Source organism: Cognatishimia maritima (assembly GCF_900129685.1).
Lineage (GTDB): Bacteria > Pseudomonadota > Alphaproteobacteria > Rhodobacterales > Rhodobacteraceae > Cognatishimia > Cognatishimia maritima.
The window spans coordinates 470648-486387 of the sequence record NZ_FQWM01000002.1 but is presented as its reverse complement, the minus strand read 5'-3'; the positions used below and the strand labels follow the sequence as shown (position 1 = coordinate 486387).

The following is a 15740-nucleotide window of genomic DNA, read 5'->3' as shown; positions in this document are numbered from 1 at the left end:
AAGATGTCACGCGGTGGTCAGCCGAAAAACCGGGAAGACGGTCCGGAACGCAAATGTATCGCTACTGGCGATACCCAGCCCAAATACGGGCTGGTGCGGTTTGTTGTCGGGCCGGATGACACGGTGTTTCCAGATATTCTGGGCAAATTGCCCGGCCGTGGCATGTGGGTTTCTGCGGATCGCGCCGCGATTGAAAAAGCAGCTTCTAAAGGTGCTTTCGCGCGCGCGGCAAAGCAGCAGGTCAAGGTGCCTGACGGCCTCGTGGATGAGGTTGAAAAACAACTGGCACGCCGGGTGGTCGACTTGATCAGCATGGCGCGCAAATCCGGCGACGCGGTTGTCGGATACGAAAAGGTAAAGGACTGGCTCTCCAAAGAGGTGGCGCAAGTCCTCATTCAAGCAATCGACGGCTCTGGTCGTGGAAAGTCGAAACTCAGCACGCCTCACTACGGCAGCTACATCGGTTGGCTGACGCAGGAGGAGCTAGGATTGGCATTTGGGCGACAAACTGTGATACATGGGGCGCTTGCGTCTGGTGGACTCACAAAAAGAGTTGTAGAGGAAGCCCAACGACTAAAGGGCGTACGCGAAATTACGGCGGCAGGGGCCGTCGGAAAGGGTAAGACAGCTAGATGAGCGATAACGACGGTAAAAAAACTCTGGGTCTACGTGGAGCGGGTGCCCGTCCGGGCAACGTGAAGCAAAGCTTTAGCCATGGGCGGACCAAGAACGTCGTGGTGGAAACCAAACGCAAGCGCGTTGTGGTGCCGAAACCGGGTGCAGCGAAACCGGGGGTTAGCTCTGGTCGTCCGGGTGGTGACCCGTCCAAACGCCCTGCGGGTATTTCCGAAGCAGAGATGGAGCGTCGTCTGAAGGCGCTGCAGGCTGCAAAAGCACGTGAGGCCGAAGACGCCGAACGCCGCGCTGCACAAGAAAAAGAACGCGAAGAAGAGCGCAACCGCCGTCGTGCGGAAGCTGAGGCAAAAGAGCGTGAGCAACGCGAAGCCGAAGAACGCGCCCGCGCGAAAGCCGAAGAAGAAGAACGGAAGCGTCTGGAGGCCCAAGAGGCCGAAAAACGCGCTGCAGCAGAGGCAGCGGCGTCTAAAGCGGCTCCGAAAACTGATGCACCTAAGCGTGAAGTGTCTCATAAACCAGCGCCAAGCGCCGGACCTCGCAAAGCGGAACGGGAGCGCGAAGAGCGCGGTCGGAACCGTGGTCGCGATGATGGGCGTCGTTCCGGCAAGCTGACACTGAGCCAGGCAACAGGTGGAGCTGGCGGTCGCCAGAAATCCATGGCCGCCATGAAGCGCAAGCAAGAGCGTGCGCGTCAAAAGGCAATGGGTGGCGCGGTCGAGCGTGAAAAGGTGATCCGTGACGTTCAGCTGCCAGAGGCGATTATTGTCTCTGAACTGGCAAACCGTATGGCGGAACGCGTTGCCGACGTCGTTAAGTCGCTCATGAATATGGGCATGATGGTCACGCAGAACCAAACGCTTGATGCAGATACTGCGGAACTGATCATCGAAGAGTTCGGCCACAAAGTGGTGCGCGTTTCCGATTCTGACGTTGAAGATGCTATCACCGACGTCGAAGAAAAAGACGAAGATCTGAAGCCACGTCCGCCGGTCATCACCATTATGGGTCACGTTGACCACGGTAAGACATCTTTGCTTGATGCGATCCGTGACGCGAAAGTGGTTGCAGGCGAAGCCGGCGGCATCACTCAGCACATTGGTGCGTATCAGGTGACCACCGACAGTGGCACAACCCTGTCCTTCCTCGATACTCCGGGCCACGCGGCGTTTACGTCGATGCGCTCGCGCGGTGCGCAGGTAACGGACATCGTTGTTCTGGTTGTTGCGGCGGATGACTCTGTGATGCCACAGACCATCGAAGCGATTAACCACGCGAAAGCGGCCGAAGTGCCGATGATCGTGGCGATCAACAAATGTGACAAGCCAGCGGCTGATCCAAACAAAGTGCGCGCAGAACTGCTGCAGCACGAAGTGATCGTTGAAGCGATGTCTGGTGAGGTTCAGGACGTTGAAGTCTCTGCTATCACCGGCCAGGGTCTGGATGAATTGCTGGAAGCGATTGCTCTGCAGTCCGAAATTCTGGAACTGAAAGCCAACCCAGATCGTGCGGCACAGGGTGCTGTGATCGAAGCGCAGCTTGACGTGGGCCGTGGCCCGGTTGCGACCGTTCTGGTTCAGAAAGGTACGCTCCGTCAGGGTGATATCTTCGTTGTGGGTGAGCAGTACGGTAAGGTCCGTGCGCTGATCAACGACAAAGGCGAACGCGTTGAAGAAGCTGGGCCTTCGGTTCCGGTTGAAGTTCTGGGTCTGAATGGCACGCCAGAAGCAGGTGACGTTCTGAACGTGACCGAGACTGATGCGCAGGCACGTGAGATTGCGGAATACCGCCAGAAAGCTGCGAAGGACAAACGCGCAGCGGCCGGTGCAGCGACCACGCTGGAACAGCTGATGCAGAAGGCAAAAGAAGACGAGAATGTCTCTGAACTGCCCATTCTGGTGAAAGCTGACGTTCAGGGTTCTGCCGAAGCGATCGTTCAGGCGATGGAGAAAATCGGCAACGACGAGGTTCGCGTGCGCGTGCTGCACCATGGTGTGGGCGCGATCACCGAAACCGACGTTGGTCTGGCCGAAGCCTCCGGTGCGCCGATCATGGGCTTTAACGTCCGTGCGAATGCCTCTGCGCGCAACACCGCGAACCAAAAAGGCGTCGAGATCCGGTACTACTCGGTTATCTATGACCTCGTTGATGATGTGAAAGCGGCGGCCTCTGGTCTGCTCTCTGCGGAAATCAAAGAGAACTTCATCGGTTATGCGACCATCAAGGACGTCTTCAAAGTGTCCAACGTTGGTAAGGTTGCTGGCTGTCTGGTCACCGAAGGTGTGGCGCGTCGGTCTGCAGGTGTGCGCCTGCTGCGCGACAACGTGGTGATCCACGAAGGCACGCTGAAGACATTGAAGCGCTTCAAAGACGAAGTCGCCGAAGTGATTTCTGGTCAGGAATGCGGTATGGCGTTTGAAAACTACGATGACATTCGCGCAGGCGACGTGATCGAGATCTTTGAGCGCGAAGAGGTCGAGCGCACGCTCGACTAAAACAAAGCCTCAATGACGAAAAACGAAGCCCGCCAAATTGGCGGGCTTTTTCATTTGGAACTCGCAATGAAAAGGGCGCTTTCGCAACAACGAAAGCGCCCTCCAAGAGTGTGTTAGGATGTGAAGGCCTAAACAGGCCGTCCCTGAAATGTCTGGCTGCCGACGCGCACAACAATTCGCCCGTTGGGTAGGGTTTTGACGAATAGGCCCTGCACCGAAATGCAGCTGCCAACCATGATTGTTCTTAACATGTCCAATCCCCCAGATTGATTGACATATAGATAATTTAGGTCGTGTAGCGTTAATGGACAGCCCAGTTTTCTGTCACATTGCTGTTACGTTAAGCAAAAACCGCTGATTTCCAAGAAAAATCAGCGGTTTCTAACCTTAAGTGTCAATTTACAATTTGGGATTGAAAGCGCTTACAGCCAATCGCGCAGAATCGGGATCAGGGGGACATCAGCGGCAGGCATCGGGTAGTCTCGCAAGTTTTTGGGCATCACCCATTTTAGGATCTGTCCCTCTTTAGCGCGCGGTGTGCCCTCCCATTTGCGGCAGGCAAAGAGCGGCATCAGCAGATGAAAATCGTCATAGCTGTGGCTCGCAAAAGTCAGCGGGGCGAGGCAGCTGGCCCAAGTGTTGATGCCCAGCTCCTCATGCAATTCACGGATCAGCGCCGCCTCAGGCGTTTCGCCTGGTTCGATCTTGCCGCCGGGAAACTCCCACAGCCCCGCCATGGATTTGCCTTCGGGGCGTTGCGCAAGCAGCACGCGCCCGTCAGGGTCAATGAGGGCAACAGCAGAGACAAGAACGGTTTTCATGCCAGACACCTAAGACCGATAGTCGGCGTTGATCGAGATGTAGCCATGGGTCAGGTCACAGGTCCACACAGTGGCCTTGCCGTCACCCAGCCCCAGATCGACACCAATGACAAGGTGATCCTGCTTCATATAGGCGGCGCCTGCGTCCTCGGAATAGCTTTCCGCGACCCAGCCCTTTTCGGCAACAATGATATCGCCGAACCGGATCGACAAAAGATCACGGTCCGCCGCCGCGCCGGATTTTCCGATGGCCATGACAACACGGCCCCAGTTGGCGTCCTCACCTGCAACGGCGGTTTTCACCAAGGGCGAATTGGCAATGGCCAGACCATGGGTTTTGGCATCCGCGTCATTCACGGCTCCGGTGATCTGGACTTCGACGAACTTGGTGGCCCCTTCGCCGTCTTTCACGACCAGATGCGCAAGCTCCAGCATGACCGCTTCAAGGGCGTCGCGGAAAGGCCCACGGCTTTCTGTGATCTCCACACCGGATGTGCCGGTCGCGCCCAGCAACAGGGTGTCAGAGGTCGAGGTATCGCTATCAACCGTGATGCAATTGAAGGTCACATCGGTCAGTTCAGACAGGATTTGCTGCAGCAACGGCTGGGAGACTTTTGCGTCCGTAAAGATATAAACCAGCATCGTCGCCATATCCGGCGCAATCATGCCTGACCCCTTGGCGATGCCTGCGATTTTCACAGATTTGCCACCGACCTCTAAGGTCCGGGCAGAGGCTTTGGCAAAGGTATCCGTGGTGCGGATCGCTTGCGCCGCGCCTTCGATCCCATTTGCGTCCAGTCCAGCCACCAGATCGCCGATCTTGGCGGTAATCTTTTCATGCGGCAGCCGCTCCCCGATCACGCCTGTTGAGGACGTGAACACGCGATCCTCGGGCAGGCCGGTTGCGGCCGAAATTGCTGCGCTGATGGCCTGCACAGAGCCTTCGCCCGCCCGCCCAGTGAAGGCGTTTGAGTTGCCGGAGTTGATAAAGAACGCGGCACCTGCGCTGCTGTCACCGCCCAGTTTCCGCTGACAGTCCAAAACATTCGCGGACCTCGTGGCGGATTTGGTGAAAGTCCCTGCGACTGAACTGCCGGGCGCAAGGGTGATCAGGCAAACATCTTTGCGACCAGCGTATTTGACGCCAGCCTCGCCAGAGGCAAAGGCAACGCCATCAATAACGGGAAGGTCAGGAAACCCCGCTGGGGCCAGCGGGGAGACAGAGGTGATCGTAGCCAAATTAGTTCTCCAGAAGGTCGACCTGTTTCAGGACGGCGGGGTCCATGCCCACGCTGCCCGATGTATCTACGCTGCCGGCCTCGCGAATGCGGGTGATTTCGGCGTCAATCGCTGCGCGCTGCAGCTCGGCAGCGATATCCTGACGGACAGCAGCTAGCGCAGGGGCCTCTTGGGTGCGTGTGTCGTTCAGGATGATCACGTGCCAACCGAATTGGGTTTCAACCGGATCAGAGACTTGGCCGACTTCAAGCGTTTCAACGGCGGCTTCAAACGGGGCGACCATCTGACCGGGGCCAAACCAGCCCAGTTCACCCCCGTTTGGACCGGAGGGGCCGGTGGATTTCTCTTTTGCAGTTTCAGCGAAATCCGCGCCATTGCGGATCTCTTCGGCAATGGCCTGCGCCTCTTCTTGCGACGGCACAAGGATATGAGAGGCATTGAATTCTGGCGCGCCTTTAAAGTCTGCGAACCGTTCGGTGTAGGCGGCTTCAATCGCAGCTTCATCGACCTGATCGGTGATCACCTTTTCCAGCACGGTCGCGGCCAGCAGGCCCAGACGCTGATTTTCAAGTTCCAACGCGACGCGCTTTGGCGTGTCTCCGTCAAAGGTGCCAGCCAGCAAGGACTGCTGCACAAGCTGATCTAGAATGCCGTTGAACAAAACGTCATCAGGAAGTGACTGATACTGCGGGTCCAGCCCGGCACGCAGGACGATCATCTGACCCAAAGTGATGTCAGACCCATTCACCGTGGCGACAACGGTGTCTGCACTGGGCGAATCGTCTGCAAAGGCGGGTGTTGCAAGCAGAAGCGCAACAGCAGAGCCACGCAGAAAATTGAGGGTTTTTGACATCGTTTCGTCCTTGGATTTACCCCGTCCGGGGGCCGCACAGGTTGGCGACGTTGACACTGTATAACAAGGCCCTTACATCGCCTTGAGGCCGACGCAAGAGTCCTTTGCCCCGTTTGTATGAGCAGGGGGCGGAACGGGCAAGCATAAGCGACGCAAGAATCTGTCAACAAAGGACATTCAAATATGTTGGGTTTTGGAAAATTGACGAAAATGGTCTTCGGAACGCCGAACGACCGTAAGATCAAAGCAACCCGACCGACCGTTGAAAAGATCAATGCGCTGGAAGCTGAGTTCGAGCCGCTGAGCGATGAACAGCTGATCGAAAAGACCGAAGAGTTCCGCAAACGTGTGGCCGAAGGCGAAGCGCTGGATGCGATCCTGCCCGAAGCCTTTGCCAACTGCCGCGAGGCCGCGAAGCGCGCGCTGGGCCTGCGGGCCTTTGATACGCAGTTGCTGGGCGGGATTTTCCTGCACGAAGGCAATATTTCTGAGATGAAAACCGGTGAGGGTAAAACCCTTGTCGCGACTTTCCCCGCCTACCTGAACGCGCTGACAGGGCGCGGTGTGCATATTGTCACCGTGAACGACTACCTCGCGCGGCGCGATGCAGAGTGGATGGGCAAGGTTTATGGCGCTTTGGGCATGACCACCGGTGTGATCTACCCGCAGCAGCCCGAAGACGAAAAGAAAGCCGCATATAAGTGTGACATCACCTATGCGACCAACAACGAACTGGGCTTTGATTACCTGCGCGACAATATGAAATCTGAACTCTCGGATCTTGCGCAGCGCGACCACTATTTCGCCATCGTGGACGAAGTCGACTCGATCCTGATCGACGAAGCGCGGACCCCGCTGATTATCTCTGGCCCCGCCGAGGATCGCACAGAACTTTACAAAGCCATTGATCAGGTCATTCCCGAAATCAGCGACGAACACTATACGCTCGACGAAAAGACCCGGAACGTGTCTTACACCGATGAAGGCAACGATTGGCTCGAAGAACAGCTTCTGGCGCGCGGCATCCTGCCCGAGGGGCAATCGCTTTATGATCCTGAAAGCACCTCGATTGTGCACCACGTGAACCAAGGTCTGCGGGCGCATAAGCTGTTTACCAAAGACAAAGACTATATTGTGCGCGACGATGATGTTGTGTTGATCGACGAATTTACGGGCCGCATGATGGCGGGCCGCCGTCTGTCCGAAGGTCTGCATCAGGCGATTGAGGCCAAGGAAGGCGTGTCGATCAAACCGGAAAACGTGACCCTCGCGCAGGTGACCTTCCAGAACTACTTCCGACTTTATGACAAGCTCGGCGGCATGACCGGCACGGCGCTGACCGAAGCAGAAGAATTCCAGGAAATCTACAACCTTGGCGTGGTCGAAGTGCCGACCAACCGCCCAATTGCGCGGGTGGACGATGACGATGCGGTCTATCGCACAGCGCAAGAGAAATACACGGCCATCGTGGAAACCATCAAAGAGGCCAGCGCAAAGGGGCAGCCGACCCTTGTTGGGACCACCTCGATTGACAAATCCGAATACCTGTCAGACCTGCTGACCAAAGAAGGCATCAAGCACAACGTTCTGAACGCCCGCCAGCATGAGCAGGAAGCGCAGATCGTGGCCGATGCCGGTAAGCTGGGCGCAGTGACCATCGCGACCAACATGGCTGGCCGTGGGACCGACATCAAACTGGGCGGCAATGTCGAGTTCAAGATTATGGAAGCCATCGCGGCTGACCCAGAGGCGAACCCGGATGAAATCCGTGCTCAGATCGAAGGCGGCCATAAGGCGGATGAAGACGCCGTGAAAGCGGCGGGCGGTCTGTTTGTTCTGGCGACCGAACGCCACGAGAGCCGCCGGATCGACAACCAGCTGCGTGGCCGTTCTGGTCGTCAGGGTGACCCGGGGCGGTCTGCTTTCTTCCTGTCTTTGGAAGACGACCTAATGCGGATTTTCGGCTCTGATCGGTTGGACAAAGTTCTGTCCACGCTGGGCATGAAAGAGGGCGAAGCGATTGTGCACCCTTGGGTCAACAAATCGCTGGAACGTGCCCAGGCCAAGGTTGAAGGGCGCAACTTTGACATTCGGAAGCAGCTGCTGAAGTTTGACGATGTGATGAACGACCAGCGGAAGGTGATCTTCTCGCAGCGTCGCGAAATCATGGAAGCCAAAGACCTGTCTGAAATCGTGAAAGACATGCGTCACGAGGTGATTGGCGATCTGGTGGACCAATACATGCCGCCAAAAACCTATGCGGACCAATGGGACACCGAAGGCCTTTATGCGGCTGTGATCGAAAACCTTGGCATTGATGTGCCGGTGATCGAATGGGCGCAGGAAGAGGGCGTCGATGATGAGGACATCATCGAACGTCTGGAAAAGGCCGCTGACGAACACATGGCCCAAAAGGCGGTTCAGTTCGGGGCCGACCAACTGCGCGGCATTGAAAAGCAACTGCTGCTGCAGATCATCGACCGCAAGTGGCGCGAACACCTGCTGACGCTGGAACACCTGCGCTCGGTTGTGGGCTTCCGGGGCTATGCGCAGCGTGATCCGCTGAACGAATATAAATCCGAAGCCTTCCAACTGTTTGAAAGCATGTTGGATGGGCTGCGCACCGATGTAACCCGCAATCTCAGCCAAATTCGCCCGCTGACCGAAGAAGAACAGCGCACGATGATCGCCCAGATGCAGGCACAGCAAGTGGCAGCCATGCAGGCGCAGGCCGAAGCTGTGGAAAAAGCCAGCCGCGTGCCCTTGGTCGAAGGCTTTAATGAAGACGACCCAAGCACTTGGGGCAACCCCGGCCGCAATGATGAATGCCCTTGCGGGTCGGGCAAAAAGTTCAAACATTGCCACGGCAAACTTGCCTAAGCTGCCAGAAAACGTCTGACAAACTCCTAAAGGGCGCCATATCGGCGCCCTTTTTCATGCCCATACCTCTTGCTGGATACTGCGAGTAGGAGGGGCCTATGTTTCCCATCAAACTGAGAAAAGTTTCTGGACGCGTGATCAGGCTGGCGGTCGCAGGCGGGGTCAGCGCTGTTGCGGCCATCATGGGTCTTGTGATGCAAACCGGCACACCAAGCGAGGCGGCGGCGGTGCCGACGTCCGTGGTTCAGGTTGCTTCCGCGACAGGGCCAAACACCGTGAACGCCAGCGGGCTTCCGACCGCCCCTTCCGCACTCTCGACACCTTTCCCGGTTCAGACGGTGGCATTCACCCTGTCCGAAGACCGCCCGACCGCCCAAATGCCAAGTGAGGAACCGGTGCCGAGCTTGGGATGTGATATTTCGGTAGAGGCCGAAGCGACCATTGCCGCGCTTGTGGACCTTACCATTCGTGCGTCTTGCATGCCTGAGGCGCGGGTCGCCATTGAACACGCTGGTTTGCGGTTTCATGAGGTATTGAATGCTGATGGCGAGTTGATCCTCAGCGTTCCTGCTTTGGACGAATTCGCCCAATTTTCAGTCGAGTTTCCCAACGGGACAACCTCTGTCGCAGAAGCTGCCGTGCCGTCGCTCGTTTTCTATGATCGCGTCGCGGTGCAGTGGCTGGGCGAGACGGGTCTGCAAATTCACGCGCTGGAATTTGACGCGGACTACGGCACAGACGGTCACATTTGGTACGGCGCACCGCGCGACCTGACTGCTGTGATTGGTGGCAAAGGCGGCTTCCTGATGCGCCTTGGGTCGGGCAACAGCGAGATTTCGCGCATGGCAGAGGTTTACACCTTCCCGACTGGCAATCCAAATCGCGACGGACGCGTTGCCCTTTCGGTTGAGGCTGAGGTGAACGGAGCCAACTGCAACAAGCGGATCGAGGCCGACACAATCGAAGTTCACGGTGGTGGTGATAAGATCACCAACCAGTTTGACATCGCGATGCCTGACTGCGGAGCGACCGGTGATTTTCTAGTGTTGAAAAACCTGCTGCAAGACCTGACAATCGCGCAAAACTAAAAGCGCAAATCAGGGTTTCTAACGATGACAATTTTACGTGCGGCGTGCCTAGCCGCACTTTCTTTTTGGACCCTCTGTGCAAATGCGCAGGACGTCACGCTGACCTCGCCGGACGGGGCGGTAGAAATCTCGGGTAACTTGCTGGGTTTTGACGGTGAATTCTATCGCGTTCTGACAGTCTACGGCGAACTGACCGTCGATGGCTCTGGCGTGAACTGCGAAGGCCCGGCCTGTCCGAACCTGACGGATTTTGTGGCCGAAATCACGATTTCTGGCGCCGCGGGCATGGCGGAACTCTTGATGCCTGCGCTGCTCGATGGGTTTGCGCTGCGCAACGGCTATGCTGTGACACGAGACATCACAGACACGTCGAATTTCACCTATGTGCTCAGTGATCCGAACACCAGCGCTCATCTTATGCGCGCGACGTTCAAGGCAACGACAACGGACGAAGGCTTTGCTGACCTGCTGGCGAATGAGGCCGACCTTGCCATGTCGCTGCGTGAAATCCGCAAAGAGGAAACGCGCCGCGCTTATGAGGCTGGGTTGGGCAATATGCGGGGCAAGAACCGCAGCCGCGTGTTGGCGCTGAACGCCCTGGTGCCCATCGTCGCGCCCGGCAACCCTGTACAGAAACTGACGCCCTTGGATCTTGCGCATGTGATGTCCGGTGAGATCGACAATTGGCAAGCGCTGGGCGGGCCGGACGCACCGATTTCGGTGCATGTGCCGGAGCAGGAATCAGGTTTGCTGCAGGCGATTGAAGACCGGTTGATGCAGCCAGCGGGGCAGGCGATTTCCGAGGATGCCCAATACCACGATAAGATGGCGGCCCTGACCAGCGCTGTTGCGCGCGATCCTTTTGCGATTGGGATCACGACTTACGCGAGTTCAGGTCAAGCCGTGCGGGTGCCGTTGGCGGGGGGCTGCGGGTTCGCCGTGGAAGCCAGCCGGCGCGGGATCAAGACCGAAGACTACCCGCTGACCGCGCCCATGTTCCTGTATCTGCCTGCGCGGCGGTTGCCGAAACTGGCGCGCGATTTTCTTGCCTATACGCGCGGGCCAGCGGCGCAGATTGTGATCCGGCGCGCGGGGTTTGTTGACCAGTCCCCCGAAGAGGTGCCCATCGCGCAGCAGGGGGATCGCTTTGCCAATGCCATTGCCTTGGCCGACTCAACAGTGCCACTGGCCGACGTCCAGGCGCTGGTCGCGCGGCTGGGTAATCATAAGCGGCTGACGACAACCTTCCGCTTCCGTCCCGGTGTCTCGGCCCTTGATCCGCAGTCGCTGTCCAATGTGCAGCAACTGGCGCGGTCCTTGGAACTTGGCACCTATGACGGGCGTGAATTGGTGTTTGTTGGCTTTAGTGACGGTGATGGCAGTGCAGAGGCCAACAAGACCATCGCCCTGCGCCGCGCAGAGGCCGTGCGCAATGCGGTGTTGGCTGCCACTGAAAGTGATCCAACCAATCTGACCGTTAGCGTCGAAGGCTATGGCGAGGCGCTTCCGATGGCTTGCGATGAAACGGCGTGGGGTCGGCAGGTCAACCGGCGGGTTGAGGTCTGGGTGCGTTAGATCAACTGCTCTGATCGAAAACTCAGATGCCGGGATTGCCCGACGATCAGGTGGTCATGCAGGGTGATTGACATCACCTGACAGGCATCTTGGATTTGCAATGTCATTTCGATGTCGGCCTGCGAGGGCGTTGGATCACCCGAGGGGTGGTTGTGCACAAGGATCAGCGCGCTGGCATTCAGTTCCAGCGCGCGTTTCACAACCTCACGCGGGTAAACCGGCACGTGATCCACAGTGCCCTTGGCCTGCGCCTCATCTGCAATGAGCGTGTTTTTGGTATCCAGGAACAGGATACGAAACTGTTCCGTGTCCAGATGCGCCATGCTGGTCTGGCAGTAGTCCAACAAAGCGTCCCAAGAACTGATGACCCGTTTGTTCAGCACGCGGGATTGCGCCAGCCGTTGGGCAGCAGCCTCAACGATTTTCAACTCGCAAATCACAGCGTCGCCGACGCCATGGGATTCCTTTAGCCGTGCGATGGGCGCGGTGATCACGCCGTTGAATGTGCCAAACCGATCCAGCAAGCGACGCGCGAGCGGCTTTACATCCTGCCGGGGGATCGCGCGGAACAGGACCAGTTCCAGCAATTCGTAATCGGGCAGGGCGGTGGCCCCGCCTTTCATAAACCGCTCTCGCAGGCGCCGCCGGTGATCTTTGATATAAGAGGGCAACCGCGCGCCCTGCGGCACGGCAGGGACGCCGTTCTGCAACAATGGGAGGCTCTGATCCTGAAGCGAGTAACGCTGAGACATGACCTCACCCTCTGAAAGCAAGGTTAGCAAATCGTAAACGCCCATGAAAAAAGGCGCGTTCAAAACGCGCCTTTCATTTGGTTCGTGCTGGTGATCAGGATTTCATCGAATCCCAGAAGCCTTTGACTGACTTAAAGAAACTGCTGCTTTCGGGGCTGTTATCCTCTGACAGGTCGTCAAACTCTTTCAGCAGTTCTTTCTGGCGGCTGGTCAGGTTCACCGGCGTTTCGACTGCCAGTTCAATGAACATATCGCCCTGACCTGCACCGCGTAGGGCAGGCATGCCTTTGGACCGTAGGCGCATCTGACGACCTGATTGGCTGCCCGCCGGAATTTTCACCCGGCTGCGGCCACCGTCAATCGTTGGCACCTCGATATCACCCCCCAGCGCGGCGGCAGTCATAGAGACCGGGACGCGGCAGAAGAGATTGGTGCCTTCGCGTTCAAAGATCTTGTGCTTGGCCACATCGATAAAGATGTAAAGGTCGCCCGTCGGTCCACCCCGCAGACCAGCTTCGCCTTCACCTGCCAGACGAATGCGCGTGCCGGTTTCAACGCCTGCCGGGATATTGACCGCCAAAGAACGGTCTTTCTCGGTCCGACCAACGCCGCCGCAGGTTTTGCAGGGGTTCTTGATGATCTGACCAAGGCCAGAGCAGCTTGGGCAGGTGCGTTCGACCGTAAAGAAGCCCTGCTGCGCACGGACTTTACCCATGCCGGAACAGGTCGGGCATGTGGTCGGTTCTGCGCCGCCTTCTGCGCCGGAGCCGTCGCAGGACCCACAGGATACAGAAGTCGGAACCTGTATGGTTTTCTGCAGACCGGAGTAGGCTTCTTCCAAGGTCACACGCAGGTTGTAACGCAGGTCAGAGCCGCGCGCCGCGCGTTGGCGACCGCCACCGCGACCGCCGCCCATGAAATCACCAAACAGATCGTCGAACACATCGGAGAAGGCCGATGAGAAATCGCCGCCCGGATGGCCGCGCCCAGCACCGCCACCGCTCATGCCGCCTTCGAAAGCCGCATGACCGTATTGGTCATAAGCAGCCTTTTTGTTGGCGTCTTTCAGGACTTCGTAGGCTTCGTTTGCTTCTTTGAACTTGGATTCGGCGTCTGGATTGTCGGCGTTGCGGTCCGGGTGAAATTCTTTGGCTTTCTTGCGATAGCCCTTTTTGATTTCGTCCGCAGAGGCGCCTTTGCCCACACCCAGCACGTCGTAGTAATCGCGTTTTGCCATGGGTTGGTTACTCCTCTGAGTCGGAAAAATGAAAAGGGCCAGCCCGGCGTCCGGACCGGCCCGAATTCATGCTCCGACCGCGCGCTTAGCGCTTGTCGCCGTCCAGATCTTCGAAGTCAGCGTCGACGATATCGTCGTCTGCTGGACCAGAGGCATCCGCGCCCGCAGGCTCGTCTGCTTCTTCGGCCTGCGCCTTGTAGATCGCTTCGCCCAGCTTCATGGCCGCTTCAGTGACGTTCTGAACGCCAGACTTGATCTTATCGGCAGAGGCTTTTTCGTCTTCCAGATCGTCTTTCAGAGCCGCAATTGCCAGTTCGATGGCTTCGATGGTGGTTGGGTCAACCTTGTCGGAATGCTCTTCCATGGACTTTTCAGTCGAATGGATCAGGCTTTCCGCTTGGTTGCGCGCTTCCACCAGCTCTTTGCGCTCTTTATCCGCTTCAGCATTTGCTTCCGCGTCTTTGACCATGGCTTCGATGTCCTCGTCAGACAGACCACCGGAGGCTTGGATGGTGATCGACTGCTCTTTGCCGGTGCCCTTGTCTTTCGCGCCAACGGACACGATGCCGTTTGCGTCGATGTCAAAGGTCACTTCGATCTGTGGCATACCGCGTGGTGCTGGCGGGATGTCTTCCAGGTTGAACTGGCCGAGGATTTTGTTGTCCGCCGCCATTTCACGCTCACCCTGGAACACGCGCAGGGTCACAGCATTCTGGTTGTCTTCCGCAGTCGAGAAAGTCTGAGACTTCTTCGTTGGGATTGTGGTGTTGCGGTCGATCAAGCGGGTGAACACGCCGCCCAGGGTTTCGATACCCAAGGACAGAGGAGTCACGTCCAGAAGCACAACGTCTTTCACGTCGCCTTGCAGAACACCGGCCTGAATTGCAGCACCCATCGCCACAACTTCGTCAGGGTTCACACCCTTGTGCGGCTCTTTGCCGAAGAATTTGGTCACTTCTTCGATGACCTTCGGCATGCGGGTTTGGCCACCGACCAGAACAACTTCGTCGATGTCAGCGGCTGTCAGACCTGCGTCTTTCAGAGCTGCTGCACATGGCTTCATGGAGTTCTTGATCAGGTCGCCAACCAGAGATTCCAGCTTTGCACGGGTCAGTTTCATGACCATGTGCAAAGGCGCGCCGTCTTTGCCCATTGAGATAAACGGTTGGTTGATCTCTGTTTGGGAGGCAGAAGACAGTTCGATTTTTGCTTTTTCGGCGGCTTCTTTCAGACGCTGCAGGGCCATCTTGTCTTTGGACAGATCAACGCCGTGCTCTTTTTTGAACTGATCCGCGAGGTAGTTCACGATGCGCATGTCAAAGTCTTCACCACCAAGGAAGGTGTCCCCGTTGGTGGATTTTACTTCAAACAGGCCTTCGTCGATTTCCAGGATGGTTACGTCGAAGGTACCACCACCAAGGTCATAAACCGCGATGGTTTGGGTTTCTTCTTTGTCCAGACCATAGGCCAGCGCAGCCGCTGTTGGTTCGTTGATGATACGCAGAACTTCCAGACCGGCGATTTTGCCCGCGTCTTTGGTCGCCTGACGCTGTGCGTCGTTGAAGTACGCAGGAACGGTGATCACCGCCTGTGTGACTTCTTCGCCAAGGTAGGATTCTGCGGTCTCTTTCATCTTGCCCAGTGTGAAGGCAGAGATTTGAGACGGAGAGTATTTCTCGCCGCGTGCTTCAACCCATGCGTCACCGTTGCCGCCGTTCACAATCGCGAATGGCACCATCTTCTTATCTTTTTCGACAGCCGGATCGTCAAAACGACGACCAATCAGACGCTTTACGCCGAAGACAGTGTTTTCAGGGTTGGTGACAGCCTGACGTTTCGCAGGCTGGCCGACAAGACGTTCGTCTTCTGTGAATGCGACGATCGATGGCGTGGTGCGTGCACCTTCCGCGTTTTCGATCACACGTGCTTGGGAGCCATCCATGATGGCAACGCAGGAGTTCGTTGTACCGAGGTCGATACCGATAACTTTGCCCATATTTTGATCCCTTCTAACTTAAGGCGATATTCCGAGACGAGACCCGTTTTGGCACCCCGCCCCGATTCCGTTTGCGACGGCCTTTGGCCATCACGCTTCGGAGGGTATATAGGGAGGCAAAATAGGTGCTGCAAGCGCCAGTTTGGTAGCAGAACGGCAATTTTGCCGGAT

11 protein-coding genes are annotated in these 15740 nt (G+C 57.2%); 5 read left to right on the top strand and 6 right to left on the bottom strand.

What is annotated here, in order from left to right; all coding sequences use genetic code 11:
- Positions 1–3 precede the first annotated feature (3 nt).
- Positions 4–636 (top strand): RNA-binding protein, encoded by a 633-nt coding sequence (locus BUA39_RS07820; RefSeq protein ID WP_072792496.1) that lies wholly within the window; start codon positions 4–6, stop codon positions 634–636.
- The gene (gene infB / locus BUA39_RS07815; protein WP_072792495.1) at positions 633–3128 is read left to right on the top strand and encodes a translation initiation factor IF-2; all 2496 of its coding nucleotides are present in this window, start codon (positions 633–635) and stop codon (positions 3126–3128) included. Before BUA39_RS07820 ends, infB begins: the two co-directional genes overlap by 4 nt.
- Positions 3129–3550: 422 nt before the next feature.
- Here the strand turns inward: infB and BUA39_RS07810 are convergent, their stop codons facing one another.
- From BUA39_RS07810 to BUA39_RS07800, 3 genes are read right to left on the bottom strand one after another with little or no spacing between them, the layout of a single operon-like run.
- Positions 3551–3949, bottom strand: a complete 399-nt coding sequence (locus tag BUA39_RS07810) for a (deoxy)nucleoside triphosphate pyrophosphohydrolase (RefSeq protein ID WP_072792494.1) — start codon at positions 3947–3949, stop codon at positions 3551–3553.
- Positions 3950–3958: 9 nt separating this feature from the next.
- Positions 3959–5188, bottom strand: a complete 1230-nt coding sequence (gene argJ / locus BUA39_RS07805; RefSeq protein ID WP_072792492.1) for a bifunctional glutamate N-acetyltransferase/amino-acid acetyltransferase ArgJ — start codon at positions 5186–5188, stop codon at positions 3959–3961.
- A 1-nt stretch (position 5189) separates the two neighbouring features.
- Positions 5190–6041 carry a peptidylprolyl isomerase gene (locus tag BUA39_RS07800; RefSeq protein ID WP_072792490.1) on the bottom strand — a complete coding sequence of 284 codons (852 nt, stop codon included), beginning with the start codon at positions 6039–6041 and terminating at the stop codon, positions 5190–5192.
- Between the two features lie 183 nt (positions 6042–6224).
- Between BUA39_RS07800 and secA the strand changes: the two genes are divergently transcribed.
- From secA to BUA39_RS07785, 3 genes are all read left to right on the top strand, one after another.
- A complete protein-coding gene (secA, locus tag BUA39_RS07795) occupies positions 6225–8921 on the top strand; it encodes a preprotein translocase subunit SecA (protein WP_072792488.1) in 2697 nt (898 codons plus the stop codon).
- A 98-nt stretch (positions 8922–9019) separates the two neighbouring features.
- A complete protein-coding gene (locus BUA39_RS07790; RefSeq protein WP_072792486.1) occupies positions 9020–10009 on the top strand; it encodes a hypothetical protein in 990 nt (329 codons plus the stop codon).
- A 24-nt stretch (positions 10010–10033) separates the two neighbouring features.
- Positions 10034–11584, top strand: a complete 1551-nt coding sequence (locus BUA39_RS07785) for a substrate-binding domain-containing protein (RefSeq protein ID WP_072792485.1) — start codon at positions 10034–10036, stop codon at positions 11582–11584.
- Here the strand turns inward: BUA39_RS07785 and radC are convergent.
- The 3 genes from radC to dnaK all read right to left on the bottom strand — a co-directional run bounded on the left by radC (position 11581) and on the right by dnaK (position 15569).
- The gene (radC, locus tag BUA39_RS07780; RefSeq protein WP_072792756.1) at positions 11581–12336 is read right to left on the bottom strand and encodes a RadC family protein; all 756 of its coding nucleotides are present in this window, start codon (positions 12334–12336) and stop codon (positions 11581–11583) included. The two genes, BUA39_RS07785 and radC, sit on opposite strands and share 4 nt — an antisense overlap.
- A 94-nt stretch (positions 12337–12430) precedes the next feature.
- Positions 12431–13573, bottom strand: a complete 1143-nt coding sequence (dnaJ, locus tag BUA39_RS07775; RefSeq protein ID WP_072792483.1) for a molecular chaperone DnaJ — start codon at positions 13571–13573, stop codon at positions 12431–12433.
- Positions 13574–13658: 85 nt separating this feature from the next.
- On the bottom strand, positions 13659–15569 hold the full coding sequence (dnaK, locus tag BUA39_RS07770; protein WP_072792481.1) for a molecular chaperone DnaK: 1911 nt from the start codon (positions 15567–15569) through the stop codon (positions 13659–13661).
- Positions 15570–15740 lie beyond the last annotated feature (171 nt).